Raw genomic sequence first — 22841 nt, 5'->3', positions numbered from 1 at the left:
TCAAGCGGCGTTGACCAGCGCCATGCCCTCGAATTGGTGATAGCCGATCGCCGTTGCAAGGACGCTCGCGGGAATGCCTTCAAACGGCTTTTCGGCCGTGGCGTCAAAGACAGGGTAGGCGGCCTTGCGGTCGACCGCGAGTGCCGCCAGCGCTACGGCGAAGGGAAACTGCGCTTCCTTCATGTGCCCGGTCAACGTTGTAAAACCGCGCGCCGATATCGCCGGATTGGCGTCGAGCGCCGCCTTTTCGGCCGATGTTGCCGCATGCGCGCCCGATGCTCCCGACATGGCGAGCAGCTTGCCGTTCAGCGGCAGCGCCTGTTTGAGCAGGAGAGCGATCTCGGCGTCGAGTTCTCCGCGCGCGCGCCTGGCGCGGCCGGAGACGACGGGGCCGAGTTCAGCGTAGATCTTGCGTCCGCGGCTTGCCGCGTGTTCGCGCTGCTCAAGCACCAGGAAGGCACCGCCGGAACCTGAGACCACGCCGCCGCCCTCGGCGCCCTGCCTTTGCCAGACGGGCTTCCACGGGCCGCGATGCAGATAACCGGCCAGCTCGTAGCCGAGCAGCATGTCGGAATGTTCCGTCTGGAAGGCGCCGCCGACCAGGATGTGCGTCGACTGGCCGGAGCGAATGCGCGCGGCTGCCGTCTCGACGGCGGAGACGCCAGCGCCTTCCTCGCCCATGAAGGTCCTGGACGAGCCGGTCACCTTGTGAACGATGGAGATGTTGCCGGCGAGCAGATTGGAAAGCTGCGCCAGGAAAAGCGTCGGTCGCAATTCGGTGGTCAGCTTCTCGTTGAGCAGCACGTCGCGGTCGTTGCGGTTTTCCGAAGCGGCTAGAATGTCGGCGTCGACCGCTTCGTCGCGCTCGCCGCCGCCGGCCGCCACAACCATGTCCATGGTGGTGCAGAGTTCGTCATTGCCCTTGATGCCGGCGTCGTCGAGCGCGAGGCCCGCCGCATAGGTGCCGAGCCTCTGCCATGTCTCCATCTGCCGCTGATCGCCGCGCTTGGCGATCTGCAGGTTCCAGTCGATCTCGGGCAGTGGATGAACCGTGTAGGGCGCGAAGCGCCCGGCCTCGAGCACCGGCTCCCGGCCCGGTTGCGCCAGCTTTTGCCAATGGGCGTCAGGACCTTCCCCCAGCGAGGAAATAAGGCCGATACCTGTGATGACGACGTCGTGGGGGCTGCTCATGAGCGGCTTTGTGGGTCAGGTGACGGAGCGCGTCAAGTCACGCGCCCTGATGACCTCAGGCGGTCTTGGCGGCAACCAGCGCATCGATCTTGGCGCACAGGTTCTTCATGACGAAGTAATCGTCGGTCGAAGCCTTGCCGTCATTGACTTCCTGGGTCCACTTTTCCAGCGGCACCTTGATGCCGAATTCCTTGTCGATGGCGAACACGATGTCCAGGAAGTCGAGGCTGTCGATGCCGAGATCGTCAATGGTGTGGCTCTCGGGCGTGATGGTGTCGATATCGATCTCGCTGGTGTCGGCAATGATCTTGGCGACTTTGTCGAACGTTGTAGACAAGGGGCTTTTCCTTCTTTGCGGGCGGAATCTGTCCGCATTCGTTTGGGCGCTGTCTAATCGGTTTTTCCCGGCAGGAAAAGGCCTGTTAAGCCGGGCGCAGATGGGTAGGATGCCCAAGAAACGCAAGAAGGGCCGCCGGTCGACCCGGCGGCCCTTCCGTTGACGCCACGTAAGCTCAGCTGTCGCGGAGCTTGACAAGGTCGTTCAGCAGCCCGCCCGTTCCGTTGTGGACGGTCAGCCGCTCGACCTTGCCGGCGATGGTTTCCAGAGCTTCGAGCTCCTTCAGCCGCAGCATCACCGGGTTCTCCGCCATCACCTTGGCCGTGTTGAGCAGGGAACGCGTGGCGTTCGTCTCCTCGCGGCGGCGGATGACGTTGGCCTCGGCCTGCTTTTCGGCCGAAACCACCTGGTTGAGGATCTCGCGCATCTCACCCGGCAGGATGACATCCTTGAGCGTGATATCGCTGACCTCGACCCCGATCTCGGCCATGTCGGCACGGACCTTGGCCGCCGCTTCCTCGTCGACCGTCACCTTCTTTTCGAGGATCTGGTCGAGCGTGAGCGCGCCCAGCGTCTTGCGGAACGCGTACTGCAGGGCGCGGTAGAGGGCCTCGGAGAAGTCCTTCACCGCGCTCACCGCCTTGACCGGATCGATGACCCGGTATTCGGCCGCGATGTTGACGCGGATCGTGACGCGATCCCTGGTCAGCACTTCCTGCCCGGCGACATCTAGCGACTGGCGCTTGAGGTCGACGACCTTGATCTGCACCATCCGTCCGACGTTCCAGAAGCCGTGCACGCCAGCGGCAAGCGTCCGCACAAGGACACCGTCGATGAACAGCAGCCCGGCCTGGCCGTCGACAACCGGGTGAACGGACATCAATTCCGCCTTCCGAGCCTGGCCGAGCCGGCGCATGACAGCCGGATCGATGGCAAGATCGGCCGAGGTGTCGATCACCGTCACCTTCCACGGTCCGGCATCGGTCCATAGTACCAGCTTACGGTCGGGGGCCTGCACGGAATGCAGGTTGCCGTCACGCTCGATGACGGCAACTTCCGTGCGCCCGGTGCGCACGACGGTGAAATGACGCGCGGCCACGTCCGGGAGCTTGTCGAACAACGCCTTCTCGTACGCCGAAACGAATTCCGGGCTCTTCAGATCGTGCCGGGACACCTCAAGGCTCTGGTTCCGGTTGGCGAGCCAGTGCTCACCCGGCAGCAGGACAGCCTTGATCTCTCCCTTGTAGAGAGTGAGGGCACGTTCGTTTTCCTTAACGAGGACGCGCTCGCGCCCAAGAACTGTATCGAGAATAGTCATTGTCTTACTCCTGTCGGGCATGGCCCCATGCGAGGCGTCACGTCATGCGTCGATCTTCCCTTCGTTTCTCGTTTCACTTCCAATTCCGGACACGAATGATCCGGGGACTGGTGGCATCGATGCGCGGCGGGCCTGCGGGAGCAGATCGCGGGGCAGCGAAGCGGGCGCCGGAGGCGAGCCTCCCTTGCCGGCGACACTGCGCCTTGACCATCACCGCGAGCCTGGCCGCGAGCCGATGGCATCGGACCTTTCGATACGTCCTGGCCCGAAGGCCTCGGCCGTCCGTCACGTCTTCAGCATTCCAGTCCCCGGACCGTTTCAGATAACACCTGGCAGGGTGCTGGCTATCGAGCCAATGGAGAAGGAATCGAACCTTCGACAATCAGATTATGAGTCTGATGCTCTACCAACTGAGCTACCCGTGGTGCAGACGACGGGACTCGAACCCACAACCTCCGGATTATGTCCGGCGCTCTCCCAGTTGAGCTACATCCGCGATCCCAATCCCCAAAGCGGCGCCGTATACAGGGCGGCAAAGCCGTCTGCACGGGCGGAGACGAAAGCTCCAACCGTTGTGCTCGCTTCGGTTTTCGTGACCGGGAGCGCGCCTTTAGCCCCTGCGACGGGTTGTCGCAAGCGACATTGTCGTACCGAATTCGCGGCTTCTTTCGGCGGTGGCATTTCGGCAACACTCATTGCCGCGCCCGCGTTCGGGAGCAGTTGTCTCAGAAGGTGACGCGGCCGAGTACGCGCAAGCCGTCGCCTTGCGGCTCGACCACCACTGCTTCGCCTTCGCGCGGCGACACGCCGGTCAGCGCCACGATGTTTTCGAGATGGGTGACCAGGACCAGATTGTCGGAGCCGGAATAGGCGCGGATTTCCTTCATGATGGCGGCGATCTGCGCTGCTTTCTGCGCATCGTCACCCTTCAGGAGATCGAGCGGTGCGAACAGCTCCGGCTCGGCCTCGAAGGCGGTGCGCGCGGTGTCGAGGCAGCGGCAATAGCGGCTGGACAAAATGCGCTCGATGGGAGCCGCGCGGGCGGCAAACAGGGCGCCGATCTTGCTTGCCTGCTGCTTGCCGCGCGCCGACAGATTGACCTGGGTGGCGCAATTGCCGATGTCGAAATTGGCCGGGTCGGTGGTGCCGGTGACCATAGCGTGGCGCAGCAGCACGACATGGCCGCCATCGCGCAGCAGCGCCCAGCCGGCGTCCGTCGCGTGCGCGGCGGCGGGGACGACAAGCAGGAACAACGCCAAGGCTAACCGGATCATCGCCACCCTTCCATGCTCCCGTGTCGGGCTCCAACCATTCGCATATAAGGATTGGAAAGCAGGCACAAAGACAAGCCGGGCGTCAGCCGCGTCTCAAGCCTCACTTTTTGGCGAGCTGCTGCTTCACCAGATCGATCTTCTGATCGGTGAGCGGGATGGGGATCGTGTAGCCGGCTTCGGTAAAGCCCTGTTTGGCATTATCGAAGAAGGCAATCGCCTTGAGGTATTCGGGCTTGCCGCCGCGCACCGGTTCCAGCCCGCCAGCTCCGATCGGCTCGGCCGAGTGGGTTGGCGCACGCCGCACCCATGGCATCGGCAGGAAACGGATTGGTGCGGCAGGCATCGAGCAGCATGACCGGGTGCGATTGCGCAGCGACCGTGGCTCGCCTATCCCTGAAAAATGTCTCCGCTTACCGAAACCGTCCTGTTCGTCTTCAGTCTTGTCGCGCTCGGCTATCTCGCCGGGCTCACGGGCTATTTGAGACCGGCGAGCGGCGAGGGGATATCCGACTTCGCGGTCTCGGTGGCAATGCCGCTGCTCCTGTTCCAGACCATGGTGACGGCGGATTTCCATGGCGTGGCGCCCTGGCCGCTGTGGGGTGCTTATTTCACGGCGGCGGCGATCACCTGGGCCGCCGGCCATCTCGTCATCACGCGGATATTCGGGCGGGATGCCCGCGCCGGCGTTGTCGGAGGCGTCTCGTCGGCCTTCTCCAACATCGTGCTGCTCGGCGCCCCCTTCATCCTCGGCATATTCGGCCCGAGCGGCTTCGAAGTGCTGTCGCTGCTGGTCTCGGTGCATCTGCCGATCATGATGATGGCTTCGATCGTGCTGTTCGAGATGTTCGGGCGCGGCAGCGGCGAACACGTGCATCCCTTGCGCGTTATCAGAAGTTTCCTCAGGCGGCTGTTCATGAATCCGCTGATCATCGGCATTGTCCTGGGCCTGGCATGGCGGCTCAGCGGCGTGCCGCTGCCTGGTCTCGCCATGCGCCTGGTGGATGCATTGGCCGATACGGCCGGGCCGGTGGCGCTGTTTGCCATGGGGCTCAGCCTGCGCCGCTTCGGGATATCAGGCAATGTCCGGCCGGCGCTGGCGCTTTCGGCGCTCAAACTGTTCCTGATGCCGGCACTGGTTCTTGCCTTCGTCTGGCTGCTCGGCCTGCCGCCCCTGACCGCCAAGGTGGCGGTCGTGGTGGCGGCGCTGCCCTCCGGCATCAATTCCTATCTCATCGCGGTGCAGTTCAACACCGGCCAGGCGCTGGCATCGAACCAGATGACCATCGCCACGGCCTGCGCGGCGATCACCACCGCTTTCTGGCTGACGGTTGTCCTGCATGTTTTCGGGTAAGGTGGCGACGCCGTACGCCAACGCGCTCGTCTTGTGCTGGTCCAACCCCTATATGCCATCTTGCGATTGCTTGCGGGGCTTTCCCTAGGTTAAGAGCAATGGCTCCAGCGCGGGGCCTGCCTGCGCTTTACCGAAGACATCCAGATAGCGGCCCGTGAGCGCCGAACGGAGGCTAGACCATGCTTCAGAAAACCAGCCATTTCATGCGGCAGGCCAATCTCATCAACGGCGAATGGGTGCAAGCCGACAGCGGCCAGACGGTCGACGTGAACAATCCGGCTACAGGCCTCAAGATCGGCACCGTACCGAAGTCGGGCAAGGCAGAAACTCGCCGCGCCATCGAGGCCGCCGATGAGGCTTTCAAAACCTGGCGCAAGACGACCGCGCTCGAGCGCTCGAAGCTGCTGCGCAAGCTGCATGACGCTATGATGGACAATCAGGACGTGCTGGCCGAACTGCTCACCATAGAGCAGGGCAAGTCGCTGTTCGAATCCAAGGGCGAGATCGGTTCGGCTGCCGCCTACATCCTGTGGTTCGCCGAAGAAGGCCGCCGCACTTATGGCGATGTCGTGCCCTCGCCATGGGCGGACCGCCGCATCCTGGTGACGAAAGAACCAGTCGGTGTCATCGCCGCCATCACGCCGTGGAATTTCCCCTCCTCGATGCTGGCCCGCAAGCTCGGTCCCGCACTTGCCGCGGGCTGCACCGCTGTCGTCAAGCCGGCCTCGCAGACGCCGTATTCCGGCCTTGCCTGGGGGGCGCTTGCCGAGGAAGTCGGCTTTCCCAAGGGCGTCGTCAACATCCTGACCGGCGCCGCCGGCGAGATCGGCGACGAGATTTGCGCCAATCCGCTGGTCAAGAAGATCACCTTCACCGGCTCGACCGAAGTCGGCAAGATCCTGATCCAGAAATCGTCGGTGACCGTCAAGAAGGTATCGATGGAACTCGGCGGCAACGCGCCGTTCATCGTTTTCGACGACGCCGATATCGAGCGTGCGGTGGCCGGCGCGATCACCGCCAAATATCGCAATTCCGGCCAGACCTGCGTCTGCACCAACCGCTTCCTGGTCCAGGCTGGCGTCTATGACAAGTTCGTCGAGAAACTCGCCGCGGCCAGCAACGGGCTGAAGGTTGGTTCCGGCCTGGAAGAGGGCGTCCAGCAGGGGCCGCTAATCGACGAGAAGGCGGTCGAGAAGGTCGAGGAGCTGATCGCCGACGCCACGGCCAAGGGCGGCAAGGTCGTCGCCGGGGGCAAGCGCCACGCGCTCGGCGGTTCGTTCTTCCAGCCGACGGTCATCGCCAACGCGACGCCGAAAATGCGCTTCATGAAGGAAGAGATTTTCGGGCCGGTCGCACCCGTGTTCAAGTTCGAGACCGAGGAAGAGGCCGTGGCGCTCGCCAACGACACGGAGTTCGGCCTTGCCTGCTACTTCTACACCGGCGATCTCGGCCGGGCCTTCCGGGTCATGGAAGGCCTGAAATACGGCATGGTTGGGGTCAATGAAGGGCTGATCACCACACCTGAAGCACCGTTCGGCGGCGTCAAGGAATCCGGACTTGGCAAGGAAGGCGGACATCAGGGCATCGAGGATTACCTCGATACCAAATATGTGTGCATCGGCGGCCTCGGCCTCTGATAGGCTAGTCCTCGAGGCAGGTTCGTAAACCTGCCTCGAGGCTGAAGAACCAGCCGAAGTCCTTTGGATCCACTGACGTTTGCGGGCATGATGATGAAGGACGGCGAGGTTTTCGGCACGACGCAGGCAGGCGAACCGGTCCGCCGCTTCACGATCAGGGGCGGCGGCCTCACCGCCAACATCATCGGGCTCGGCGCTATCGTCCAGGACCTGCGCCTGGCCGGGCATGATGCGCCGCTGGTTCTCGGCTACAGCACTCTGGAAGCGTATGAGACCGATACTGGCTTCTTCGGGGCGGTTGTTGGGCGCTACGCCAACCGCATCGGCGACGCTCGTTTCACAATTGGCGGCAACCGCTATCAGACCGAGCGCAATTTCCTGGACAAGCATACGCTGCATGGCGGCTCGCAAGGCTATTCCCACCGGCCATGGACGGTTTCGCTGCACGGCAGGGACTTCGTCACGCTGACGCTGCATGATCCCGATGGCGCGATGGGCTTTCCCGGAGCGCTCGACGTTACCTGCACCTACCGGCTGAAAATTCCCGGCACGCTCAGCGTCGAACTGACGGCGACCTGCGAGGAGCCGACGCCGTGCAATCTCACCCAGCATTCCTATTTTAACCTCGACGATGGCGGTGCCGGCGACATTCTCGACCATAGGATGATGCTGAACGCCGGCGCCTATCTGCCTGTCGACGGCGACATGATCCCGACCGGCGTGGTCAAGCCGGTCGACGGCACGCCCTTCGATTTTCGCCAGGCGCGGCCGCTGCGCATGGAGACCGAGGGCGAACAGTTACCCTACGACCAGAATTTCTGCCTGGCCGCGGCGCGCGGTCCGCTCAAGCAGGCAGCTTGGGTGCAAGGGGCGAGTTCCGGCATCGAGATGGAAGTCTGGACCACCGAGCCCGGCGTCCAGCTTTATACCGGGCAATATGTGACGCCACGCACCGGCCTGGAAGGGCGGGGTTACAAGGCCTTCAGCGGCTTCTGTCTGGAGCCGCAGATATGGCCCGACGCGCCGAACCGGCCGTATTTCCCGCAGGCGACGCTATGGCCTGGCGCGATCTACCACCACGTGACGGAATATCGGTTCCGGCAGGGCTGACTTTTTCAGGACTGGCCGAACGCCGCCCGTAGCGTCTCGAACGGCGCCAATGCGCCGCGGACCTGCACGACGGCGGCGGCGACGCGGTGCGCACGCTGGACAGCGTCCGCCGGGGCAATCCCGCCAAGCCGTGCGGCGAGATAGCCGCCGTTGAAGGAATCGCCGGCACCGGTCGTGTCCACGGGCGCAGGCACGTGGATTGCGGCGACCTCCCGCAGCGCTCCACCCTTGCCAATCAACGCCGGTGCCTCGCCGTTCTTGACCACGACCTCCTTGACCAATTGCCCCAGGCGCTCGGCGGTCGCCTGCGGTGTGTCATCGCCGAACAGCATCTGCTCGTCCGGGAACGTCGGCAGCGCGATGTCGGTAACCGCAAGCGCCCGGGCAATCGCTGCTTGCGCGTCCTCGCGGTTACGCCAGAGCCGCGGCCGATAGTTGGGATCGAAGGCAATCAGCGAGCCCGCCGCGCGCGCCTTTGCCACTGCGGCCAGCAGCGTCTGGCGCGCGGCCTCATCGAGAATTGCCAAAGTGATTCCGGAGAAGTACACAAGCGCCTGATTTTCCAGGTTTTTCGCCAGTGCCGCCGGATCCGAGGCGAGCTGCCTGGCGGCGGCGTCGCCGCGCCAGTAGGTGAAGGAGCGCTCGGCGCCGGTCAGCGCGATGGCATAGAGGCCGGGGCGCGCGCCCGGTATGACCGGACTGGAGCCGATGCCGATGCCGTTTTCGGCTAAGAAGTCGATCTGGCCCTGCGAGAAAGGGTCGTCGCCGAAGGCCGAGACATAGGTTGCCGGCCGGTCAGCGCTTAGGGCATGCAGCGCCCACAGCGTGTTGAACGTGTCGCCGGCAAAGCCCATGCGCCAGTTCGGCCCGGTCTGGCCCGACAGTTCCAGCATGCATTCGCCGATCGAGGCGACGCCGTTTCCCACCATCTGCAATCCTCCAGTGCTTTCGGTGCTGTAGCTTTTTGCCGAACGCAGCGCCATGCTTGGCAAGCAGGCTTTTTTCCGCCACAGCGTTTTCCCACAGGCTGGCGGGATGCGATCCGCCCGGCAGGACGTTATCTGCGAAAGAGGAACCGGTTTGGCATCGTTATGGCGTTATCTCCTGGCAGGTCTTGGTCTGGCTGCTTTGCTGGTCGGCGTTCTCGCGGCCGTTTATCTGACCGCGCCGCATTCGGCACAGCCCGCCGGCCCGGATGTCTCGCGGACGAAAAAAACCGACAACGGGTTGTACGTAGCGAGTTTCGTGCCGGAACGGGGCGTCGTGCGGCAGGGCGAACTGGAATCCTGGCTTCTGACGCTGAAGACAAAGACGGGGGCCTCGGTGGAGCGAGCCGCGATTGCCATCTCCGGTGGCATGCCGCAACACAATCACGGTCTGCCGACCAGCCCGCAGGCGACCGACTATCTAGGCGAGGGACGCTACCGCATCGAAGGGGTGAAATTCACCATGAGCGGCTGGTGGCAACTGCGTTTCGCCATATCGTCCGGCGCGGGCTCCGACACTGTGCTGTTCAACGTGGTGCTGTGAGCGGTCGATGAGGCGCTTTTTCTGCTTTTTGGCACTGACGGTGGCAGCCATCCTTGCCGGTTGCGGCAAGCCGGATTTTTCCGATGCCGAGAAGAAGACGATTGCATCGCTCGCGCTGAATACGCTGCCGGCGCTGAAGCCTGATACCACCAACCGCTTCGCCGATGAGCCGGCCGCGGCGGCGCTCGGCTCGACGCTGTTCTTCGACGTCGGGATGAGCCGCGACGGTACGGTGTCCTGCTCGACCTGCCACAAGATCGACCGGCAGTTCCAGGACGACCTGCCGCAGGCGGTCGGAGTCGGCCACACCAACCGGCGCACCATGCCGCTGGCCGGCGTGGCGCGCGACCCCTGGTTCTTCTGGGATGGACGGCGCGACAGCCTGTGGGCGCAGGCGCTGACACCGCTCGAAAACCCGTTGGAACAGGCGGGAAACCGTGCTGCCTACGCGCATTACATGAAGGCGCGTTTCGGCGAACGCTATGAGCGCATCTTCGGGCCATTGCCTGATTTGTCCAGCATTCCGCCAAATGCCAGCCCGCTTGGAAGCGATGCCGAAAAAACCGCCTGGAACGCGATGAGCGATGCGCAGCGCGACGCAATCAACGGCGTCTATGCCAATATCGGCAAGGCGATCGCCGCTTTCGAACGCTCGATCGAGCCGGCACCGACACGCTTCGACCGCTTTGCGCTGGACCTTGCGACAGGCGCCGAGCCGAAAGGCGATGCCGTCTTTTCCACGGAGGAAATCCTTGGGTTGAAACTGTTCGTCGGCAAGGCCAATTGCGTGAGCTGCCACAACGGCCCGCGCTTCAGCGACAACGGTTTTCACAACACGGGTGTACCGCCTGCTGCCGGCCTGCCGGCGGATCGTGGGCGCGTCGATGCGGTGGCCCAGGTCGAGGCCGACCCATTCAACTGCTTCGGAGCCTATCGCGATGGCGAGGCCAGTGCCTGCGGCGAGCTGCGCTTCATGGTCAAGGATGCGCCGGAACTTGTGCGCGCCTACAAGACGCCGTCGCTGCGCGGTGCGGCGACGCGGCCGCCTTACATGCACGCCGGGCAGTTTTCATCGCTCGACGAGGTCGTCGCTCACTATGCCAAGGCTGCGCCAAGCGTCGAGGGCAGTTCTGAAATTCACCCGCTGGAGCTCTCGGACCGCGAGCGGGCCGCACTGGTGGCATTCCTGAAGACGCTATCGGAATAGGTTACCTGTCCTTGACCGTCTCCATCGCCACGAAGGTCGAGGTCTGGGCGACGTGGGGCAGGGCGGAGATGCGCTCACCGAGCACGCGGCGATAGGCGGCGATGTCCTTCGTGCGGACCTTCAGGAGATAGTCGAAGCTCGACGCCATCATGTGGCACTGCTCGATCTCCGGCACGGCTTGTACGGAGCGGTTGAAGGCATCGAGCGCGGCGGATCGGGTGTCCGATAATTTCACCTGCACGAAGGCGACATGGCCTTCGCCCATGCGTTCGCGGTCGATGATCGCCTGGTATCCCCTGATATAGCCGTCCTTCTCCAGCCGCTTCACCCGCGCCTGCACCGGTGTCTTCGACAGGCCGACCTTGACCGCCAGTTCCGACATCGAAAGCCGGCCATTGCCGGCCAGTGCCGACAGGATGTTCCTGTCGATGCGGTCCAATTGATCTTCTGTCATCGAAACTGCAGCCTGAATGAGCAATTTTCGGCGACATGATAGGTCAATCGAGCTGCCCTGTCGATTTTTTCAGACCGCCTGAAATCGGGTACTTGTGCTAGCTTGCGCCATTCGGTCCGGTGACCGCCGGCCCGTACCCTTGTGCTTGCTCATAGGACCGCCATGCCGCTCGACGCCATCCGCCAGCAGATCCGCGCCAATTATTTGCCCGACGAAGACGCAGCGGTTAAGCGATTAGCCGAGGCGGCCGGGCTTTCGGCCGGAGACCGTAAGGCGATCTCGGCGCGTGCGGCCGACCTGGTGCGGGCGGTGCGCGGTTCGTCCGATCCCCGGCTGATGGAAGTCTTCCTCTCGGCCTACGGCCTCTCCACCAAGGAAGGCGTGGCGCTGATGTGCCTGGCCGAGGCGCTGCTGCGCGTGCCCGACACAGAGACGATGGACGACCTCATCGCCGACAAGATCGCGCCGCACGACTGGTCGGCGCATTCGGGCGGTTCGAGTTCGATCTTCGTCAACGCCTCGACCTGGGCGCTGATGCTGACCGGCCGCGTGCTCGAGGAAGGTGAGGGCGGTATCGAAGGCACGCTGCGCTCGATGGTACGCCGGCTGGGCGAACCGGTCATCCGCAAGGCAGTGGCCGCCGCCATGCGCGAGATGGGCGAGCAGTTCGTGCTTGGCCGCACGATCGCGGAAGCCGTCAAGCGCGGCCGGCCGATGACACAGAAGGGTTATCTCTACTCCTTCGACATGCTGGGCGAGGCGGCCCGCACCGAGGCGGACGCGCTGCGCTATCACAAGGCCTATGCCGACGCCATTTCCTCGCTCGATGCTGGCTCGAACGGGCCAGATATCCGCCAGAACCATGGCATCTCCGTCAAGCTTTCGGCACTGCATCCACGCTACGAAAAAGCGCAAAAGGAAGAGATGCTGCCTGTGATGGCCGAGCGGCTGTTGTCGCTGGCCCTGGCCGCACGGCATTCGCGGATGGGGCTCAACATCGACGCCGAGGAGGCGGATCGTCTCGACCTGTCGCTCGACGTGATCGAGCGGGTGCTGGCCGAGCCGGAACTCGCCGGCTGGAACGGCTTTGGCGTCGTTGTGCAGGCGTATGGTCCGCGCGCGGCTTTCACCATCGATTGGCTCTATGCCCTGGCCAACAAGCATAATCGCAACATCATGGTCCGGCTGGTCAAGGGTGCCTATTGGGACACGGAGATCAAGCGGGCGCAGACACTCGGGCTTGCCGGTTATCCCGTGTTCACGCGCAAGGCCAACACCGACGTCTCCTACATGGCTTGCGCGAAAAAGCTGCTTGGCATGACCGACCGCATCTATCCGCAGTTCGCCACCCATAACGCGCACACCGTCGCCGCCATCCTGTCGATGGCTGACAGTCGCGACACCTTCGAATTCCAGCGCCTGCATGGCATGGGCGAGGCTTTGCACGAAACGGTGCGCAAGGCCGAAGGCACGCGTTGCCGTATCTATGCGCCGGTCGGCGCGCATTCGGACCTGCTGGCCTATCTGGTCCGCAGGCTCCTGGAAAACGGCGCCAACTCCTCCTTCGTGCACCAATTGACCGACGAGGAGGTCGAGCCGGAGGATATCGCACGCGATCCGCTGGAAACGGTTGAAAGCCAGGGTCCCGCCGCCAATCCGGCGATTGCCCGGCCTTCCCAGATCTTTGGGATCGGGCGCCGCAACTCGAAGGGGTTCGACATCACCGACACGGTGACGCTGGCTGATATCGAGCAGGCCAGAGCGGCATTTGCGGGTCCCGATCGCTGGCACGCCAAGCCGATCACGCGCGCCGCCGGCTACGGCAAGCAGCGCCCGATCCTCAATCCGGCAAAGCCTTCCGAGGTGGTCGGCACGGTTCACGAGGCCGCCGCCAAGCAGGTCGCAACCGCCGTGCGCATCGCTGTCGAGGCGCAGCCGGCGTGGGCAAAACGCCCGGTCGCCGAGCGTGCCGCTATCCTCAACCGTGCCGCCGATCTTTACGAGGCCAATGCCGTCGAGTTCTTCGCGCTCGCCACGCGCGAGGCCGGCAAATCGCTGGCCGACGGCGTCGCCGAAGTGCGCGAGGCGGTCGACTTCCTGCGCTATTACGCCACCGAGGCGGCGAACGCCGAAACGGGCACGCAAGCGCGCGGCGCCATCGTCTGCATCTCGCCGTGGAATTTCCCGCTCGCCATCTTCACCGGCCAGATCGCGGCAGCACTTGTCACTGGCAATTCAGTGATCGCCAAGCCAGCCGAGCAGACCCCGCTGATCGCCTTCCGCGCCGTCGAGATGCTGCGCGAGGCCGGCGTGCCGGAAGACGTCATCCAACTCCTGCCCGGGGACGGCCCGTCGGTCGGTGGTCCGCTGACAGCGGACCCGCGTATTGCCGGCGTCTGCTTCACCGGCTCGACCGAGGTCGCCAAGCTGATCGAAAAGCAATTGGCCGAGACCGCGGCGCCGGACGCCATGCTGATCGCCGAGACCGGCGGCCTCAATGCCATGATCGTCGATTCCACGGCACTTCCTGAGCAGGCGGTGCGTGACATCCTCGCGTCGGCCTTCCAGAGTGCCGGCCAGCGCTGCTCGGCGTTGCGCGTGCTCTATGTCCAGAAAGACGTCGAGAAGAAGATGCTGGAGATGCTGAAAGGCGCCATGGAGGCGCTCAATGTCGGCGATCCCTGGCGGATTTCGACCGATGTCGGTCCGGTGATCGACGATGACGCGCAAAGTTCGATCCGCGATTATTGCACGACGATGGGCCTGCAGGGCCGGCTGATCGCTAAACTTGAGGCGCCCAAGGATGGCCGCTTCGTCGCGCCGCATGTCTTCCGGGTCAAGGGCATCGAGGAGATGGAGCGCGAAGTGTTCGGTCCGGTGCTGCACGTCGCGACCTTCGACGCCGACCAGATCGACAGCGTCATCGCCGCCATCAACCGCAAGGGCTACGGCCTGACCTTCGGCCTGCACACCCGCATCGAAGGCCGGGTGCAGCATTTCGTCGACGGCATCCATGCCGGCAACATCTATGTCAACCGCAACCAGATCGGCGCTGTCGTCGGTTCGCAGCCATTTGGGGGCGAGGGCCTGTCCGGCACCGGGCCAAAGGCCGGCGGGCCGCACTATCTCAGGCGTTTCCGCAAAGGGCCTGAAGCGGGCACGGAAGTCGGCGAAGGCCATAAGGTGACGGCGACCGAACTGGCCGACAATCTGCCCGATCCCGCTCTCGGCGGCTGGTCGACGCGGCCGGACCGGGTCGCCATCCTCAGGAAGCATCTTCGCGGCAAGGGCGCGGCCGCGATCGGAGCCGCCGCCAGCATTGATTTCGGCCAGGTCGATCTGCCCGGGCCGACCGGCGAGGCCAACACGCTGTCGCTGTCGCCGCGCGGCCGGGTGCTGTGCTTGGGGCCGGACGGCGACACGCTGCTGGCGCAGACCATCCAGGCGCTCGCCGCCGGCAATGCGGTGCTGGCTGTTGCACCGGGTGCACCGGCGGCGCTCTCGGCATTGACCGGCAAAGGCCTGCCGCTGGCGGCCATCGACGGCCGCCCCGATCCTGTCGAGGCGCGCTCGCTGCGGGTCGATGTGGTTGCTTTTTCAGGCACGCCCGAGGCGGCGCGCATCGTGCGCAAGGTCATCGCCGAGCGCAGCGGGCCGATCGTCCCGCTGGTCAGCGAGGTGCTTTATCCGGCGGCTTATGCGCATGAGCGGGCGGTCTGCGTCGACACGACCGCCGCGGGTGGCAACGCCAGCCTCTTGGCCGCCGCATAGGTCGGCATCTACGCGCCCTCGACGACGGAAAAACCCTCGAATTGCGGGTGGCCGAGATAGTGGACTTTCGTCGTGCCGACATTCCGGTGGGCGGCGCGGAAGTTCTCCGACTTGGTCCAGGCGACGAAATCATCGTGACTTGCCCACGCCGTGTGCGACGCGAACAGCGTGTAGCCCTCGGTCTCGTTGACCGGGCCGCGCAGCAGGTGAAATTCGCGAAAACCCTTCATCTCGGCCAGGCTGGAGTCGCGGTTCTTCCACATGGCTTCGAAGTTGCCCTCCGAGCCGGTCTGGACCTTGAAGCGGTTCATGGCGATGTACATGGGGTCCCTTTCATGCGGATGTTGATGGTTGAGCCGCACCGCTTGTTCCGGGCCTAGTCAAAACGGGCCGATCCCGACCTCGAACTCCAAGCTCGAGTTCGATGCCTGTGACGGAATTGGAGGGAAGGGAGCGGCCTTGCGCACGATGCCAAGCGCGGCCTCGTCGAAAGTCGGCGATCCTGAGCTTTCCAGAATGCGCAACTGGTCTATGTCGCCCTTCCTGCCTATGGCGAACGCCACAACAGCATTGTTACGCGCGGCCAGTTGCAGCGAAGGCGGGAGAGTACGATTGACGCTGCCGAGCTTTCGAAAGACGTTGCCGCGGTAGCTGTCTTCCGCGGCGCTGCCGGGGTCTTTTTGCCTTTTGCCCTTGCTGGCCGCTTCCGCCAGCCGGTCCTGGCCATCGGCCGTGCCGCTCCGTTCATCCGCTGCTCCAGCAGTGGCAGGGGCAGCCGCCGGAGTTGGCCTTGCAACGGGGATCGGCGGTTGGTCCGGAACGGCGACAGGCATTTCGGTGGTTTCGGCCTGGGCGTGCGGCCGTGCCGGCGTTTCTGTCCTGGCAGCCACGCTCTGGTCGTCCGGGCGCGGGGTTGCCGCCACCAGTATGTCCGGCGTGGCCACGGGCTGTTTGACCGGTTCCGCCGAGGGCTCCGAAGCCTGCTTCGCGGCGTCACGGGCAGGCTCGGGAGCGTGTGTCGCCGGTTCCTGCGCGGGCTGTGAAGGTGCGGTCGGCGCCGGCCTGGCCGCCTTTGCCGGATGAGGCTTGGCCGTCGGCGGGGGCTGCACCAGCGTGACATTCATTGCCGCCGGGTCCTTGTCCAATGCACTGCCGGCGACCTTGTCACCTTTGTGATCGCCGCCTTCCGACTGCTCTGCCTCCCTGGAATCGAACTTGCCGGCGGACGAGATCAGAAAAGCCGCCGCCACGCCGGCATGGAGCAGGCAGGAGATGGCGATCGCAGCCTGCCACTTGCCGTTGCTGGCTTGCGGTCGTGCCTGGGCAAGTCGCTCTGCCGGCGCTATTGCCAACTCGCTGCCAGTGTCGGGGAGTGGACTGATTTCCTGCATGTCGCGGGCGCGAAATTGCAGCGATACGCGCAGACTTGTCAAATCAAGATCGGCTGCCTCAACCGGTAAGCAATCGAAGCCGGCCAGCGGCCCTGCCACGGTCTTTTCTTATGCGGTCCCACTTCAGACGCCGAAAGCGATGCCGGTCCTGGTGTCCGTCTTCAGCTTGCGCATGCAGGCAGTTGGTTCGACGCCCGTGCCAGCGCAATCCGTTCCGCTGTTGACCAGCACGCGGCTGACCTTGGTGCAGTCGGTGCCGGCCAGGTCAAAGCGTGTCACCTTGGTCTTGCCGTGCGGCAGGTCCTTGAAGTCGAGCACGGTCAGCCGGTCGACGATGCCGGCCTTGTTGAACAGAGCGATCTCGAACGCCGCCTTGGTCAGGTCGGCGCCGAGATTGTTGCTGATCAGGAAGGTCAGCCGGCAGCCCTTGTCGAAAGGTTGCGCGGCATTGAGTTCGAGGGTCAGGACCGGCGCGGACTGCTCAGCCCACGCCGGAATTGTCGTCAGCGACATCGCCAGCGTCGAGGTCAGCAGACGAAGGGATGCCGTCAAGGGCGTCATGGTCAGCCTCCAAAGCGCATGGTTGCCGCTAGCTTCAGCGTGATACCGGGTTCGTAGACCGCAACCGTGGTGCTGCCGTTCAGCGGATTGGCGTATTTGACGTCGAACAGATTGTCGGCGCGGAAATCGACTTTCAAATTGTCGGTCGCCTGATAGCTGGCGAAGGCATTGATCAGCGTGTAGTCCGTCGCGACGGCATTGCCCTTTGGCTTGCCGTTATACTGCACCTCACCGCCGACGGTCAGCTTGTCCTCGAGGAAACGCAGGCCAAGCTGAGCGGTGACCTGAGAGGAGGGGATAGTGGCGAGGTCGGCTTCCATACCCTTGTGGGAAACGGTGTGGCCATCCGTGATCGAGGCCGAGAGGCCGGCATAGCCCCATGCCGCGTCATAGACGCCCTCCAGCTCGAAACCGTTGATCTTGGCCTTGGCGAAATTTTGATACTGGAAGCAGATCGGGATTCCGGGGCCGAAGGGGCAGCCACTGCCTGGAGCGAACGGCGACAGCGTTACGCCGTCGATATAGTCGTCGACATCGTTGTTGAAATAGGCTGCTTTCAGGCGCAAGGCGTCGCCCGGCTCGAAGATGTCGTTCTGCTTGTAGTTGACGCCGAACTCGGTCGTCTTGCCGGTTTCAGGCCGCAGATTTGGATTGGGCAGGAACGGGAAGCTGACGCCGGCGGGATGATTGCCGCTGATCAGCGTTTCCGTGATCGAGGGCGAGCGGTAGCCTTCCGCATAGGTGCCGTAGAATTGCAGGCCGGCAAGCCCGGCGCTCTCGAACGGCGAGACACCGACGGTGACGCGCGGGGATAGCCTGTCGCCGGAAATATCATGCATGTCATCCTTCAGGCTGTAGCTGTCGTAGCGCAGGCCAGCGACGACTTCGAGCCAGTCCCAGGTGAGCTTGTCCTGGACGTAGGCGCCGGACACGTTGCGCTTGCCCGACGGCGTGTAGAAACTGTCGCCCCCGGCCGCGCCACCCGTCTTGACGTTGTCGCCGACCCAATCGCCGCCATAGGTCAGTTCATGCGCGATGCCGTTCGTTTCGAACCGCGACGTGTTCCAGATATCGATGCCGGTCGTGCCGACATCGAATGTCGACAGTGATCCTGCCGGCAGCACCACGGGAAGACCGGTCACCGGATCGAAGCGGTTCTGCGGCGCGAGACTGGTCAGGTCGAGATTGGTCTTGTTGTAGGACGTGTTGATGTGGAGATCGAGCCAGCTCTTGTCTTCGTCCGTGATGTTGTAACGGGCCGTGAAGGTGTTCGACTTCAGGTCGACATCGTTGACCGGCACGCCGCCGCTGGTCTCGTCCCAGCCGTCGCTCGAACCAACCCAGCCGAGCTTGAGCTCACTGTTCTCGGTTGGCCGGATGGTCGTCTTGAGCAGGCCGCTCAGCACGTCGAAGCCGGTGCCGTTGACGGTGTCACCGTCGCCGTCCTTGTAGTTGTCGTAGTCGCGGTAAACGATGTTGCCCAACACGTCCCAGTTCTCATTGATGCGATAGGCACCGGTGGCGCTCGTGGTCCAGCCCTTGCCGTTGCTCTCGTAGCGTCCGGTGACGGAACCGGCCCACGTCTCGTCGGGCTTGAGGAAATCGACCGCATCCTTGGTGTCGAAGAAGACGACGCCGCCAATGGCGCCCGAGCCATAGGTGTTGGCGACGGGACCACGGATCACGTCGACGGATTTGACGAGCTCGGGATCGATGTAGAAGGTCGACTGGGTGCCGTGGTCGGAACGCTGGAAATTCTGGCGCGCGCCATCGACGATCACCGCGACGCGGCCGAAATCCTGCAGGCCGCGGATGTTGATGCTGGTGCTGACGCGCCTGGCGTCGGCCTGCGCAGCGACGCCAGGCACACCGAAAAGCATCTCGTTCGGCGTTGTCGCCATGCGGCGATCGAGCTGTTCCTGGTCGACATGGCTGGCCGAGGCCAGCGACTGTATCGCCGTTTCGCCGGTGCGGCTGAGCACCAGGATCCTGTCGAGCAACGTAGCGCCCGCGGGGGCTGCCTTTTGCTGGTCAGTCTTCTTCGATTGATCCGTCTGCTCGCTCGCCGCCTGCGTCGCAGGTTGCGCGTGCGCCGATGGCGCGGATAGAGCGATCGCCGCCACGCTTGCGAGCAAAGCCGCCGCACCGTTCGCCGCCCACCGACGGCGCCGTTCCCAACTTATCAACCCCATGCCCCAACTCCAAATCCCAGGTTCCATGCTGGCTGGCCCGGGGCTTGCTGGCATTTTGATCGTATCCGGCATCTTAAATGTTGACTCATTTAGTCCGGTATTGCACTGACTAGTAAACATGATTATTCAAGTCAAGAATGAATCGGCAATTCGCAACGCCTAGCCAGATGCCCGGCACAGGAAAGGGATCGACCCAGATGAACACGCACAATCCCAACGAGTTTCGCTATCGCGTCCGCCGTTCCGACGATACCTCCACCCGTTTCGATCGGGTCTCGCTGGCGGTGCGGACGCTGTCCAGCAACACGCTGTTCCAGGGCGAGCACGAAATCGGAATCGAGCATCATGGCGCGCTCTACCGGCTGAAGATCACCCGCCAGGGCAAGCTCATTCTCAACAAGTAAGGCAAGGCATCAGGGGTAAAGACATGGACCAGCGCGTAAAACCCGCTCCGCATGAAATCCGGCGGGCCCGGACCGACAATCCGAAAGCGCGCGAGCGTGACCTCGCCGCCCAGCTCGGCATTTCGGAGGCCGAGCTGGTGGCCGCGCATTGCGGCGACGGCGTCGTCCGCGTCGAACCGCGCGTCAACGACCTTCTGACCGGTCTCGAGGCCGTTGGCGAGGTGATGGCGCTGACCCGCAACGAAAGCGCCGTGCACGAGAAGATCGGCGTCTATGACAAGGTCGTCACCGGCAATCACAATGCCATGGTGCTCGGCGAGAACATCGACCTGCGCATTTTTCCGAAAATCTGGGCGCATGGCTTTGCCGTGGAGAAGCGCGACGGCGACGACATCCGCCGCAGCCTGCAGTTCTTCGATGCGGCCGGCGACGCGGTGCACAAGGTGCATCTGCGCCCGGCCTCCAGCCTCCATGCCTACCAGAAACTGGTCGCCTCGCTGGAATCACCGAACCAGGAGCCGACGATCGACATCTCAGGGACAGTTCTCGATGAGGAAAGCGAGGCCGGGGCATCGACGGCGAGCCTGGACGACCTGCGTGACCGCTGGAGCCGGCTGACGGACGTGCACCAGTTCTTCGGCATGCTGAAGACGCTGAAGCTCAGCCGCCGCCAGGCGGTGCGCATGGTTGGCCAGGACTACGCCTGGCTGCTCGACAACGACGCGGTGCGCGCCATGTTCCATCACGCCGCCGAAAGCGAGATGCCGATCATGTGCTTCGTGGGCAACCGCGGCTGCATCCAGATCCACTCCGGGCCGATCAAATCGATCAAGCCCATGGGGCCGTGGATCAACGTGCTCGACGAGACCTTCCACCTGCACCTGCGCACCGACCACATCCATGAAGTCTGGGCGGTGCGCAAGCCGACCAAGGACGGCCATGTCACATCGCTCGAGGTCTATGCCGCCAATGGCGACATGATCATCCAGTTCTTCGGCAAGCGACATGAAGGCGAAAGCGAGCGCGAGGACTGGCGTTTTCTGGCCGAGCACCTGCCGCGCATCCCGAACCCGACGGCAGCCTGAGGAGAGTGCGATGCGGTTTGTTTCGAGGCCGTCCGCCCTGCGCGGATCGAGGGTCGGTTATGCAATCGGCCTTTCCATGGCTTTCGCCGCGCTGCAACCAGCCGGCGCCACCGAAGGCGTTTCGGTGTTCGCCGATCCTTCGAAGATCGCCGCTATTGGCGGCTCCATCACCGAGATCGTCTATGCGCTGGGCGAGGAGAGGCATCTGGTGGCGCGCGATTCCACCAGCCTCTATCCAAAGGCCGCGCTCGACCTGCCTGATGTCGGTTACATGCGCCAGCTGTCGCCGGAAGGCGTCTTGTCGGTCAATCCGACGGGCATACTGGCATTGCACGGCAGCGGTCCCAAGGAAGCCGTCGACGTGCTGAAGAAGACGAGCATTCCGTTCATAGAAGTGCCCGAGCAGTACAACCGCGAAGGCATCCTCCAGAAGGTCCGCATTGTCGGCAAGGCGATCGGGGTCGAGGCCAAGGCCGAGGTGCTGGCCAGGGCGCTCGATGCGAAACTCACAGCCGCCGAAAAGCGGACAGCCTCGATCAAGGAGCGCAGGCGCGTGCTGTTCATTCTCTCGACGCAGGGTGGCAAGATCCTGGCGGCCGGCAGCGAAACCGCGGCCGACGGCATGGTCAAGCTGGCGGGCGGGGTCAATGCGGTGGAAGGCTTTTCCGGCTACAAGCAAATGTCGGACGAAGCGATCATCACCGCAAGGCCGGACGTGATCCTGATGATGAGCAATGCCGGGCCGCCGGTCTCGGACGACGAAGTGTTCGGCAATCCATCCATCGCCTCAACGCCGGCCGGAACGGCGCGCAAGCTGATCCGCATCGATGGCGCCTATCTACTCGGCTTCGGGCCGCGCACGGCCGACGCGATCCATGATCTCGCCGTTTCGCTTTATGGCGCACAGGTCACGGACTGAGCATCATGGCCGACCAGTCGATCGCAGGTCCGGCGAAGGCGATTAGGGCATCCGACGGGGATCGTTCCGGCCGCGCCCGTGCCGTCATCCTTCTGCTGTGCCTGGGCTTGGCGATCGCCATCTTGCTTTCGCTCACATCCGGCGCATCGGATGCATCCGCCGTGACCGTCTTCAGGGATTGGCTCTTTGGCTCCGTCCCCGGCGATGCGGCGCTCAACGCCCGCGACAGCTTGATCGTCCATGACATCCGCATGCCACGCGTCATCCTCGGCATGTTGGTGGGTGCGGCGCTCGCGGTTTGTGGCGCCGTCATGCAAGGACTGTTCCGCAATCCGCTCGCCGACCCCGGTCTGATCGGTGTTTCCGCAGGATCCAGCCTTGGCGCGGTGGTCATCATCGTTCTTGGCGGGACCGTGCTGGCGCCGGTGACCGCCTTGCTCGGAACGCTGGCGCTGCCGCTTGCGGCGTTCGTCGGCGGTCTCGTCACCACATTGGCGCTCTATCACGTCGCCACGCGACGTGGACAAACCTCGGTCGCCACCATGCTGCTCGCGGGCATAGCCCTGGCGGCACTTGCCATGGCGCTGACCGGAATCCTCATATTCATGGCCGACGATCGCCAGCTGCGCGACCTGACCTTCTGGTCACTGGGATCGCTCGGCGGTGCGACATGGGCCAAGATAGCTTCCGTAGGACCCATAATCGTCCTGGCACTGGCGGCGATGCCGTTCCTGGCCCGTGGCCTTAACGCGCTGGCGCTGGGCGAAGCGACCGCCGGCCATCTCGGCATTCCGGTGCAGCGGCTGAAATACACTGCCATCATCGGCGTTTCGGCGGCGGTCGGCGCCTCCGTCGCCGTCAGCGGCGGCATCGGCTTCGTCGGCATCGTCGTGCCGCATCTGCTGCGACTGCTGATCGGACCCGACAATCGTTACCTGCTGCCGGCCTCGGGGCTGCTCGGCGCCTCCTCGTTGCTGCTTGCCGATGCGGTCGCCCGCACCATCGTGGCGCCGGCCGAGCTGCCGATCGGCATCGTCACCGCGATATCAGGCGCGCCGTTCTTCCTGTGGATATTGCTGCGCAGGCGCGGCGTGATCGATTTGTGAGGC

The 22841-nt window shown here is 64.0% G+C and carries 21 protein-coding genes and 2 tRNA genes; 10 read left to right on the top strand and 13 right to left on the bottom strand.

Annotated features, from left to right (window positions below; translation table 11 throughout):
• The 7 genes from LB516_RS08525 to LB516_RS08495 all read right to left on the bottom strand — a co-directional run bounded on the left by LB516_RS08525 (position 1) and on the right by LB516_RS08495 (position 4463).
• Complete coding sequence (locus tag LB516_RS08525; protein ID WP_224719322.1) at positions 1 to 1191, bottom strand: beta-ketoacyl-ACP synthase; 1191 nt, start codon at positions 1189 to 1191, stop codon at positions 1 to 3.
• Between the two features lie 55 nt (positions 1192 to 1246).
• A complete protein-coding gene (locus LB516_RS08520; RefSeq protein WP_010909964.1) occupies positions 1247 to 1528 on the bottom strand; it encodes an acyl carrier protein in 282 nt (93 codons plus the stop codon).
• Positions 1529 to 1703: 175 nt separating this feature from the next.
• Positions 1704 to 2846, bottom strand: a complete 1143-nt coding sequence (locus LB516_RS08515) for a slipin family protein (protein WP_224719321.1) — start codon at positions 2844 to 2846, stop codon at positions 1704 to 1706.
• 353 nt (positions 2847 to 3199) lie between these two features.
• Positions 3200 to 3266: transfer RNA gene (locus LB516_RS08510), tRNA-Met, on the bottom strand.
• Positions 3267 to 3268: 2 nt separating this feature from the next.
• Positions 3269 to 3342, bottom strand: a tRNA-Tyr gene (locus LB516_RS08505).
• Positions 3343 to 3571: 229 nt separating this feature from the next.
• On the bottom strand, positions 3572 to 4120 hold the full coding sequence (locus tag LB516_RS08500) for a histidine phosphatase family protein (protein ID WP_015317470.1): 549 nt from the start codon (positions 4118 to 4120) through the stop codon (positions 3572 to 3574).
• A 100-nt stretch (positions 4121 to 4220) separates the two neighbouring features.
• A complete protein-coding gene (locus LB516_RS08495) occupies positions 4221 to 4463 on the bottom strand; it encodes a hypothetical protein (RefSeq protein WP_140615998.1) in 243 nt (80 codons plus the stop codon).
• Between the two features lie 57 nt (positions 4464 to 4520).
• Between LB516_RS08495 and LB516_RS08490 the strand changes: the two genes are divergently transcribed.
• From LB516_RS08490 to LB516_RS08480, 3 genes are all read left to right on the top strand, one after another.
• Complete coding sequence (locus tag LB516_RS08490; protein ID WP_140873573.1) at positions 4521 to 5471, top strand: AEC family transporter; 951 nt, start codon at positions 4521 to 4523, stop codon at positions 5469 to 5471.
• Positions 5472 to 5650: 179 nt separating this feature from the next.
• A complete protein-coding gene (locus LB516_RS08485; protein ID WP_140661079.1) occupies positions 5651 to 7108 on the top strand; it encodes an NAD-dependent succinate-semialdehyde dehydrogenase in 1458 nt (485 codons plus the stop codon).
• An 87-nt stretch (positions 7109 to 7195) separates the two neighbouring features.
• Complete coding sequence (locus tag LB516_RS08480) at positions 7196 to 8218, top strand: aldose epimerase family protein (protein WP_140661080.1); 1023 nt, start codon at positions 7196 to 7198, stop codon at positions 8216 to 8218.
• A 5-nt stretch (positions 8219 to 8223) separates the two neighbouring features.
• Here the strand turns inward: LB516_RS08480 and LB516_RS08475 are convergent, their stop codons facing one another.
• Complete coding sequence (locus LB516_RS08475; RefSeq protein WP_140714892.1) at positions 8224 to 9147, bottom strand: sugar kinase; 924 nt, start codon at positions 9145 to 9147, stop codon at positions 8224 to 8226.
• A 151-nt stretch (positions 9148 to 9298) separates the two neighbouring features.
• Here LB516_RS08475 and LB516_RS08470 point away from each other — a divergent pair, with 151 nt between their 5' ends.
• Positions 9299 to 9748, top strand: a complete 450-nt coding sequence (locus tag LB516_RS08470; RefSeq protein WP_041163818.1) for a FixH family protein — start codon at positions 9299 to 9301, stop codon at positions 9746 to 9748.
• Between the two features lie 7 nt (positions 9749 to 9755).
• Complete coding sequence (locus tag LB516_RS08465; protein WP_140661082.1) at positions 9756 to 10955, top strand: cytochrome-c peroxidase; 1200 nt, start codon at positions 9756 to 9758, stop codon at positions 10953 to 10955.
• Between the two features lies 1 nt (position 10956).
• Here LB516_RS08465 and LB516_RS08460 read toward each other — a convergent pair whose 3' ends face one another.
• Positions 10957 to 11409, bottom strand: a complete 453-nt coding sequence (locus LB516_RS08460) for an Lrp/AsnC family transcriptional regulator (RefSeq protein WP_015317477.1) — start codon at positions 11407 to 11409, stop codon at positions 10957 to 10959.
• A 162-nt stretch (positions 11410 to 11571) separates the two neighbouring features.
• Between LB516_RS08460 and putA the strand changes: the two genes are divergently transcribed.
• Positions 11572 to 15180 carry a bifunctional proline dehydrogenase/L-glutamate gamma-semialdehyde dehydrogenase PutA gene (putA, locus tag LB516_RS08455; protein WP_224719320.1) on the top strand — a complete coding sequence of 1203 codons (3609 nt, stop codon included), beginning with the start codon at positions 11572 to 11574 and terminating at the stop codon, positions 15178 to 15180.
• Between the two features lie 8 nt (positions 15181 to 15188).
• On the opposite strand, the gene LB516_RS08450 is transcribed toward putA, so the two are convergent.
• The 4 genes from LB516_RS08450 to LB516_RS08435 all read right to left on the bottom strand — a co-directional run bounded on the left by LB516_RS08450 (position 15189) and on the right by LB516_RS08435 (position 19324).
• Positions 15189 to 15503, bottom strand: coding sequence for an antibiotic biosynthesis monooxygenase family protein (locus LB516_RS08450; RefSeq protein WP_015317479.1), 315 nt, complete (start codon positions 15501 to 15503; stop codon positions 15189 to 15191).
• A gap of 57 nt (positions 15504 to 15560) precedes the next feature.
• On the bottom strand, positions 15561 to 16613 hold the full coding sequence (locus LB516_RS08445) for a TonB family protein (protein ID WP_318011811.1): 1053 nt from the start codon (positions 16611 to 16613) through the stop codon (positions 15561 to 15563).
• A gap of 81 nt (positions 16614 to 16694) precedes the next feature.
• Positions 16695 to 17132, bottom strand: coding sequence for a hypothetical protein (locus tag LB516_RS08440; RefSeq protein WP_140821997.1), 438 nt, complete (start codon positions 17130 to 17132; stop codon positions 16695 to 16697).
• 2 nt (positions 17133 to 17134) lie between these two features.
• On the bottom strand, positions 17135 to 19324 hold the full coding sequence (locus tag LB516_RS08435; RefSeq protein ID WP_140821995.1) for a TonB-dependent hemoglobin/transferrin/lactoferrin family receptor: 2190 nt from the start codon (positions 19322 to 19324) through the stop codon (positions 17135 to 17137).
• A 197-nt stretch (positions 19325 to 19521) separates the two neighbouring features.
• Between LB516_RS08435 and hemP the strand changes: the two genes are divergently transcribed.
• The 4 genes from hemP to LB516_RS08415 are packed head-to-tail and all read left to right on the top strand — an operon-like array spanning position 19522 to position 22838.
• Positions 19522 to 19728, top strand: a complete 207-nt coding sequence (hemP, locus tag LB516_RS08430; RefSeq protein WP_015317483.1) for a hemin uptake protein HemP — start codon at positions 19522 to 19524, stop codon at positions 19726 to 19728.
• A gap of 23 nt (positions 19729 to 19751) precedes the next feature.
• Positions 19752 to 20813 carry a hemin-degrading factor gene (locus tag LB516_RS08425; RefSeq protein WP_015317484.1) on the top strand — a complete coding sequence of 354 codons (1062 nt, stop codon included), beginning with the start codon at positions 19752 to 19754 and terminating at the stop codon, positions 20811 to 20813.
• Positions 20814 to 20823: 10 nt separating this feature from the next.
• Positions 20824 to 21732 carry a hemin ABC transporter substrate-binding protein gene (locus LB516_RS08420; RefSeq protein ID WP_140723818.1) on the top strand — a complete coding sequence of 303 codons (909 nt, stop codon included), beginning with the start codon at positions 20824 to 20826 and terminating at the stop codon, positions 21730 to 21732.
• Positions 21733 to 21737: 5 nt separating this feature from the next.
• Positions 21738 to 22838 carry a FecCD family ABC transporter permease gene (locus tag LB516_RS08415; protein ID WP_224719319.1) on the top strand — a complete coding sequence of 367 codons (1101 nt, stop codon included), beginning with the start codon at positions 21738 to 21740 and terminating at the stop codon, positions 22836 to 22838.
• Positions 22839 to 22841 lie beyond the last annotated feature (3 nt).

Source organism: Mesorhizobium sp. CO1-1-7 (assembly GCF_020164885.1).
GTDB lineage: Bacteria > Pseudomonadota > Alphaproteobacteria > Rhizobiales > Rhizobiaceae > Mesorhizobium > Mesorhizobium australicum.
The sequence above is the reverse complement of the archived record's forward strand: the minus strand, read 5'-3'. Positions and strand labels throughout refer to the sequence as shown.